The sequence below is a fragment of the Stenotrophomonas sp. PS02289 genome (assembly GCF_029960115.1).
Classification (GTDB): Bacteria; Pseudomonadota; Gammaproteobacteria; order Xanthomonadales; family Xanthomonadaceae; genus Stenotrophomonas.
This window is the reverse complement of record NZ_JASCOZ010000038.1, coordinates 25,532-33,034: the sequence shown is the minus strand read 5'-3', so window position 1 is coordinate 33,034 and position 7,503 is coordinate 25,532. Positions and strand designations below refer to the sequence as shown.

At 68.8% G+C, this 7,503-nt stretch carries 5 protein-coding genes; 3 read left to right on the top strand and 2 right to left on the bottom strand.

Annotated features, from left to right (window positions below):
* Positions 1-36 precede the first annotated feature (36 nt).
* Positions 37-561 carry a hypothetical protein gene (locus QMX83_RS07720; protein ID WP_282296040.1) on the bottom strand — a complete coding sequence of 175 codons (525 nt, stop codon included), beginning with the start codon at positions 559-561 and terminating at the stop codon, positions 37-39.
* 153 nt (positions 562-714) lie between these two features.
* On the opposite strand from QMX83_RS07720, the gene QMX83_RS07715 reads away from it, so the two are divergent.
* The 3 genes from QMX83_RS07715 to QMX83_RS07705 are packed head-to-tail and all read left to right on the top strand — an operon-like array spanning position 715 to position 5,396.
* A complete protein-coding gene (locus QMX83_RS07715) occupies positions 715-2,868 on the top strand; it encodes a bifunctional (p)ppGpp synthetase/guanosine-3',5'-bis(diphosphate) 3'-pyrophosphohydrolase (RefSeq protein WP_282296039.1) in 2,154 nt (717 codons plus the stop codon).
* A gap of 29 nt (positions 2,869-2,897) precedes the next feature.
* On the top strand, positions 2,898-4,466 hold the full coding sequence (locus QMX83_RS07710) for a hypothetical protein (RefSeq protein ID WP_282296038.1): 1,569 nt from the start codon (positions 2,898-2,900) through the stop codon (positions 4,464-4,466).
* A 48-nt stretch (positions 4,467-4,514) separates the two neighbouring features.
* A complete protein-coding gene (locus QMX83_RS07705; RefSeq protein ID WP_282296036.1) occupies positions 4,515-5,396 on the top strand; it encodes an NAD-dependent epimerase/dehydratase family protein in 882 nt (293 codons plus the stop codon).
* On the opposite strand, the gene QMX83_RS07700 is transcribed toward QMX83_RS07705, so the two are convergent.
* Entirely contained in the window at positions 5,393-7,495 is a 2,103-nt protein-coding gene (locus QMX83_RS07700) for a glycosyltransferase (RefSeq protein WP_282296035.1), read from the bottom strand. The genes QMX83_RS07705 and QMX83_RS07700 overlap by 4 nt on opposite strands.
* Positions 7,496-7,503 lie beyond the last annotated feature (8 nt).

The following is a 7,503-nucleotide window of genomic DNA, read 5'->3' as shown; positions in this document are numbered from 1 at the left end:
TCGCGCACCCGGCCGGTGCGCGACGGCGATGCGGCATTACTTGATCCGGCGGACCTTGGCGCGGGTGTTGACGCCGTCGATCTCCATGTACCAGACCCCCATCAAGCCGGGGGTGATCGAGACCGCCGGATTGCTCTTGCGGTAGCCGGAGCGGCTGACGTCGTCGCTCTGCTCCCATTCCTGCTGGTTGGCGAGCAGGTAGCGCTGGCCTTTTCCAAAGCCGCGGAAATCGCCCTGCAGGGTGCTGACAATCGGCTCTTTGCTGCCGAAATCCCAGAAGCCCCGGCTCTTGCCGATCACTTCCTGACGGCCTTCCTCGCGCGCCGCTTCGCGGACCTGTTCACGCACGTCAGCGGTCACCGCAGCGACCTTGCCCTGCAACCAGCCATTGAGCGCGCTGAGTTCGGCCGGGCTGAGCTTGTCCAGCCCGGCAGCTTTGAATTCTGCCGGGGTCATCTGCTGCTGCAGGTCGCCTTCCATGGTGCGCTGCGCCAGCACCGGCGCTGCCGAGCTCAACAGAACGGCGGCACACGCCAACACCTTCAAACGGGAAACACGCATGAACTTTCTCCGATGACCCCAGCCCAGCGCGGGGAAAACGGATCATCGCATACGTCCTGCCGCGCTGGCGGCATCAGCTCATGCGCGTGTTTTGATTGTCCGGCAACGGTCGGAGCGCTAGTGTAGAGGCCTCTGTCCTGTCTGCATGATGCTGTGAACCGCGCTTCTGTCCCCGGCCTGGATGCCTTGTTGAACCGACCGTCGGCGGCGTCCCTGTCGCCGCCTCTGCGCGCGGCGCTGCTGCAGCGCTGGCAGAGCGAAGGGGTGGACCCGGCCCAACAGGCCCCCTGGCCGGTGCTGGCCGACACGGTCGACGCCCTGTCGCTGTTGTCCGCTGACGACAGTGCGTTGCTCGCCGCCATCTTGTTCGACCTGCCCGGGTTGCGCGCCGGCCTGGACGGCCTTCCGCTGGGCGAGCACAAGGCGGCCGTGCTCGGGCTGCTGGATGGCCTGGATGCGGCGGACCAGGTCTGGGCGCTGCATGCGGGCCGCGAAGCCGGACGCAACAGCGAGGGCCTGCGTCGCCTGCTGCTGTCGATCATCCACGACCTGCGGGTGGTGCCGATCCTGCTGGCGCGACAACTCGCGCGGATGCGCGCTGCCGATCGCCAGCCGGAGGAGGAGCGCCGTGCGCTGGCCCAGCTCACCCGCGACATCCACGCCCCGCTGGCCAATCGCCTTGGCATCTGGCAGCTGAAGTGGGAGCTGGAAGACCTCGCATTCCGTCACCTGGAGCCGGACACTTACCGGCGGATCGCGCGCGAGGTCGACGAAACCCGTCTGGCCCGCGAACGCTACGTCGAGTCGGTCAAGAAGGCGCTGTCGCGTGAACTGACTGCGCAGGGCATCGAGGCCGAGGTCAGCGGGCGGCCCAAACACATCTACAGCATCTGGCGGAAGATGCAGAAGAAGCGGCTGGCGTTTGACCAGCTGTACGACATCCGCGCCGTGCGGGTCATGGTGAAGGACGTGGCGGCCTGCTACGCGGCATTGGGCGTGGTGCATTCGCTGTGGGTGCCGGTGCCCAGCGAGTTCGATGACTACATCGCACGCCCCAAGGCCAACGACTATCGCTCGCTGCACACCGCGGTGATCGGGCCGGAGGGGCGCACCATCGAGGTCCAGATCCGCACCCACGACATGCACGCGCAGGCCGAGCTCGGCGTGGCCGCGCACTGGCGCTACAAGGAAGGCAGCAAGGGGGCCGAGAAGGCGTTTGATCGCAAGATCACCTGGATGCGCCAGTTGCTGGAGCAGTCGCAGGAAGGGCAGGGGGCCGAACTGGCCGGCGCGCTGGACGCGGAGCTGACCGAAGACCGGGTCTACGCGCTCAGCCCCAAGGATGAGGTGATGGACCTGCCTCAGGGAGCCACCCCGCTGGATTTCGCCTATCACGTGCACACCATGGTGGGTCACCGGTGCCGCGGGGCGAAGGTCAATGGACGCATCGTGCCGCTGACCTATCGCCTGCGCAGCGGTGACCGGGTCGAGATCCTGACCGGCAAGGAAGCCGATCCGCGCCGTGACTGGCTGCTGGTGGCCAATGGCTACCTGGCCAGCAACCGTTCGCGCGAGAAGGTGCGCAACTGGTTCCACAAGCTCGATCGGGCGCGCAACGTACAGGCCGGTCGCGAACTGCTCGATCGCGAGTTGAAGCGGCTGGGACTGCAGCATGCCGATCTCGGCGTGGCGGCGAAGAAGTTCCATGCCGACAGCGTGGATGACCTGTACATCCAGGTGGCACTCGGCGATACCGGGCCGCACCAGGTCAGCCGCGCGTTGCTGGAAGCCGAGCGCGCTGCATCGCAGCCGGTCGCACCCACGCTGCCACGGCCCACCGCGCGGCGTGAAAACCTGGGCAAGTCCAAATTCACCGTCCAAGGCGTGGGCAACCTGCTGGTCCAGCTGGCCCGCTGCTGCCAGCCGGTGGCCGGCGAACCCATCGTGGGTTACCTGACCCGCAGCCGCGGCGTCACCGTTCACCGTACCGACTGTGCCGCACTGGCCCGCCTGCAGGCCGCCAGCCCGCAGCGGATCCTGCCGGTGGAGTGGGGGCAGGCGGGCGGTGGCTACGAGGTCGACGTGGTGGTCAATGCGGTGGACCGGCGCTGGCTGCTGAAAGACATCACCAACCTGATCGCGCAGGAAGACGCCTACGTTCTGGACATCCATAGCGACAACGTGCGCAACAGCGGGCGCGCGCATCTGCGCTTGCGCCTGAAAGTGAGCGATTACGGCCAGCTCGCCACGCTGCTGGGCAAGCTTGATGCCTTGCCCGGGGTCAATGACGTGCGACGTCTAGGCTGAACTCACGTGAACAGCGCTAGGCTCAACGGATGAGCCGCCCACCTTCCGGATCGCACGAAGACGCTGCCCAGGCCGCGTTGCGTCGCGTGCGTCGCGAGGGGCGCTGGTGGTGGGTCCAGGCGTGGCACGCGCGAAGGATCTGGCGTTGGGCATTGCTGGCGGCGGCGACCGTGTTCCTGCTGCTGGTGGTGCTACGTGCGCCGCTGGCCAACTGGTTCTGGAATGAGCCGCAGGTGGAGCAACTGCTGGATCGGGGGGATCGCGCGCTGGCGGCGGGACGGCTGAGCGCTGCAGACGGCACCGGCGCGCGGGAGTGGTATCAGGCCGCGCTGGCGCTGGATAACGACCGGCCGCAGGCACGAAGCGGCTTGGCCCGTACTGGCCAGGCCGCGTTGCAACAGGCCCGCATCGCCGTACAGGCCGACGATCTGGACGCGGCGCAGCGGGCACTGGACCTGGCGCGCGAACTGCAGGTTCCACAGCGTGACGCTGATGCGGTGGCGCAGCTGCTGCGCGCGCGGCAGCACACCGGTGCCGGCTTTGGCGTGCTGCTCGGACGGGCCGAAGCGGCCTTGCAGGCGGGCAGGCTGGACGGCAGCGCGGACACCGCCCTGCCGTTGTTCCAACAGGTGCTGGCGCTGGCCCCGACGCACCTGCGGGCGCTGGAAGGGCGTGAGGATGCCTTGTCCGAACTGCTGCTGCAGGCGCGCACCGCGGCCGATGCGGGCGATGTCGCGCGGGCTGCGCCGCTGCTGCAGCGGGCACGCCTGTTCGACGCCGGGCATGTCGATCTGCCGGCCAGCGAGGCGGCGCTGAACGGCGCGCTGGAACGGCGTCTACTGCTGGGCCGACAGGCACTGCGTGCTGGGCGGCTCGAGAGTGCCGCCGGACATTACCAGGCCGTGCTGGCGGCCCGTCCAGACGAGGCCAGCGCGCAGCAGGGGATGCAGCAGGTCCGGGATGCGCTGCTGGCCGAGGCGACCCGGCTGGCCGGCGATTTCCGTTTTGGGCCCGCCGAGCAGGCGCTGGCGCAGGCGCGGGAGCTCGGCACCGCCGAGAGCAGCCTGAAGACCGCGCAACAGGCCTTGCAGCAGGCACGCCTCGCGCAGCGTGCGCTCACTACCCGCAACGCGCCGCGCGCCGGTCGGGAGCAGACGCTGCAGTTGCTGTTGGAGCGTTTCAACGACGCGCAGGCGCAGGGGCGATTCCTGACGCCGCCGGGCGACAGTGCCTACGATGCCCTGCGTGAGGCCCAGGCGCTGGCACCGCAGGACCCGCGTGTGCGTGCGGCGGCGAGCCGGCTGCTGCCTGCCACGCGCGAGTGTTTCGAGGACCGCCTGCGCGAGAACCGGGTGCAGGCGGCCGGTGAATGCCTGGCGGCGTGGCGCGCGCTGGGACGCGATGATGCCGCGCTCGCGACCGCGCGCCTGCGCCTGGGACAACGCTGGTTGGCCCTGGGCAGCGAGCGCCTCGGGCGAGGCGAGGTCAGCTTTGCCCAAGGCGCGCTGCAGCAGGCCGCTGCGCTGGGCGTACCGCCGACGGCACCGGAGTACCAGACGCTGCAGCAGCGCCTGCATGACGTCGGGGCGCTGCGCTGAGCAGGTGTTTTTGCGATAGTGCGGGCCTGTTGTCGTTTTTGGCCCTCCATGACCGTTCTTCTTTCAGGTGCGACCAACCAGATCGGCCGCTTTCTGCTGGCACGACTGGTGGCCGCGCAGCGCCCCGTGGTGGCGTTAAGCCGCCATCCCCAGCCGGCACAGCCGGGCGTGGACTGGTGGGCTGCCGATCTGCGTGCCTTACCGGCACCTGAGCAGCCCTGGAGCGCCATTGTCAGTTTTGCGCCGCTGGATGCCTGGGGCGACTGGCTGGCACGACAGGAGCAGGCTCCCGCACGCAAGATCATCGTGACCAGCTCCATGAGTGTGCTGAGCAAGCAGGGGTCCGCGCAGCCGGCAGAACAGGCGCTGGTGAAGCTGTTGCAGCAGGGCGAGGAGAATCTGGCCGTTCAGGCCGCGCGCCTGGGCATGCAGTGGACGATCCTGCGCCCCACGCTGGTCTACGGCGCGGGCATCGACCGGAGCCTGACCCCGTTCGTCCAACGTGCACTGCGCACCCGGGTGTTCCCCATTCCCATGGCCCAGGGGCTGCGCCAACCCGTGCATGCCGACGACATCGCGCTGGCGGTCATGCAGGCGCTGCAAGGCGACGCCGCTGCCGGCCAGATTCTGCAGATCGGCGGCGGCGAGCGCCTGACCTACCAGCAGATGTTCCGGCGCGTGCACCGCAGCATCGGCACGCCGACGCTGCCGGCGTACCTGCCGGAAGGCCTGCTGACCCTGCTGGCCAAGGCGTGGCCGCGGATGCGTGGACCGGTGTCGCGACTGCAACAGGACCTGGTGGCTGACAACCAGCGCCTTGCCGAACTGCTGGGGGTGCACCCGCGGCCCTTCCATCCAGAACCGCAGACCTGGCACGCGATGACGACGCCGCAGGCGGCAGACCGCATCCGCCAGGCCAGCGTCGGCTAGGGCGCGACGAAAACGCGCTGCACGCTGGCACCGGCGGCATCCACCGAGAAGTGCTCGGCGACGTTGCGCAGCCCCGCGCTGGACAGGGCCATCCACAGCCCTTCGTCCTGGTACAGACGCACCACGGCTGCCGCGAACGCGCGGGCATCATCGGCGACCAGCACATCGGCACCGTCCTGCAGGTGCATGCCTTCCACCGCGCAGGTGGTGGCCACCACCGGCTGGCCGTGCGCCATGCTCAGGTTGACCTTGCCCTTGACCCCCGCGCCAAAGCGCAGCGGTGCCACGGCGATCCGGACCTCGTCCATGTACGGCGTCACCACGGGCACGAAGCCGTGGATGATCACGTCGGGCTGGCCGGCGGCCAGCGCGTGCAGCGCCGGCGGCGGGTGCGCGCCGATGCAGTGGAAGCGCACGCCCGGCAGTTCGGCGCGGATGAGTGGGAACACGTCGCCGATGAACCAGGTCATGCCGTCCACGTTCGGTGGGTGGGCAAAGCCGCCCACGAACACCAGGTCGCGGCGCTGTGCGAAAGACGCTCCTGCGCCGGCCACTTCGTGAAGATTGGAGATCAGCTCCACCCGCACCTGTGGGGCATCGGCCTGCAACTGCACGCGCTCGGCTTCGCTGACCAGCACGGTGATGTCGCAGTCCGCCATGACCGCCAGTTCGCGTTCGCGCGTGCGTTCGGCCATGCGCAGCCGGCCTGGATCGTTGGCGAGTTCGGCCCCACGGCGCTCGCGCAGATAATGCAGGTCCACGGTATCGAACACCCGCCGCGCGGCAGGTGCATAGCTGCGCAGCAAGGGCAGGCATTCGCTGGCGACGTGATGGCGGACCATCATCACCACGGCAAAGCGCGGGCCATGTTCGCGCAGCCAGGGGCCGATGCCCTGCAGGAACGGCGCATACCAGACCTCCACGCCCAGCCGCTGCAGGGCTTCGGTGGCGGCCCCGGCATGCTCGCGGCGGGTCGGCACGAACACCACGTGCAGACCGGCCGCGATCAGCATGCGGATCAGGTTGAACTGACGCAGCGAGCCGGAATCGCGATCCGGTTGCGGAACGGCCTCATCCAGGATCAGGACCTGGCGCTGGTGACGGTGCAGCAAGGCCGGCGACGGCACGCTGCCGGGCGCGGGATGGGTGGCCAGCGTGGTCGCCCATTTCTGCGCGAACACGCCGCGATTGCGCACCTGGTAGGCCTTGATGCCGCTGCCGGTGTCGGTTCCGTTGCTGGTGCCCTCGTCATGCACGACACGGCTGGCAGGCTGCACCAGCACGCGGTGGCCCGCCGCACGCACGGCAAAGGCCAGGTCGGTATCTTCGTAGTAGGCCGGGCGGTAGCGCACGTCGAAGCCGCCCAGCTGGTCCCACAACGCACGCGGCAGCATGATCGCCGCGCCGGAGCAGTAGTCGGCGTCGCGCAGGGCGCTGTAGCGGGGATCTTCGGTGGACTCAAAGCGACCGTAGCTCCATGCGCTGCCGTCCTGGAACAGGACGCCGCCCGACTCCTGCAAGCGACCGTCGGGATAGATCAGCTGTGCGCCGACCAGGCCCGCCGCGGGCAAGCTGGAGAACGTGTCCAGCAACGCATCCAGCCAGCCGGGCTGCGGCACGGTGTCGTTGTTGAGCAGGACCACATACTGGCCGCGTGATCGGCCCACGCCGTCATTGCAGGCCTCGATGAAGCCACCGTTGCGTTCGCGCACTTCGTAGCGAAGGCCCTGGATCTGTGGCATCCATTCGGTGGTCAGGTCACTGCTGCCGTCGTCCACCACCAGCACTTCGCAGCGGGCCAGCGGCGGGTGCGCGGCGAGCGCGCGCAGGCAGGCCAGGGTGTGGTCGACGTGGTTGTAGACCGGGATCACGATGCTGACCAGCGGTTCAGGATCGAACGGAACGCTGAACGGCGTGAAAGGTGCCTGTCTGGGCAGATACAGCGCGGGTCCGCGAAGGGCGGGCAGGGGCTGGGTATGCACACGGATACGCTGCCAGGTGGCCCGCCAGCCGCGCGTGCGCAGGCTGTCCAGGCTGCGCCGGAACAGACCGATCATGCGGTTCAGGAAGTAGCGTGCATCGGCCAAGGACATCGACATCCCGTTAC

Bases quoted from the DNA above. Each gene is read 5' to 3' on its own strand.
- QMX83_RS07720 (WP_282296040.1), bottom strand. From the start codon at position 561: ATGCGTGTTTCCCGTTTGAAGGTGTTGGCGTGTGCCGCCGTTCTGTTG.
- QMX83_RS07710 (WP_282296038.1), top strand. From the start codon at position 2,898: ATGAGCCGCCCACCTTCCGGATCGCACGAAGACGCTGCCCAGGCCGCG.
- QMX83_RS07705 (WP_282296036.1), top strand. From the start codon at position 4,515: ATGACCGTTCTTCTTTCAGGTGCGACCAACCAGATCGGCCGCTTTCTG.
- QMX83_RS07700 (WP_282296035.1), bottom strand. From the start codon at position 7,495: ATGTCGATGTCCTTGGCCGATGCACGCTACTTCCTGAACCGCATGATC.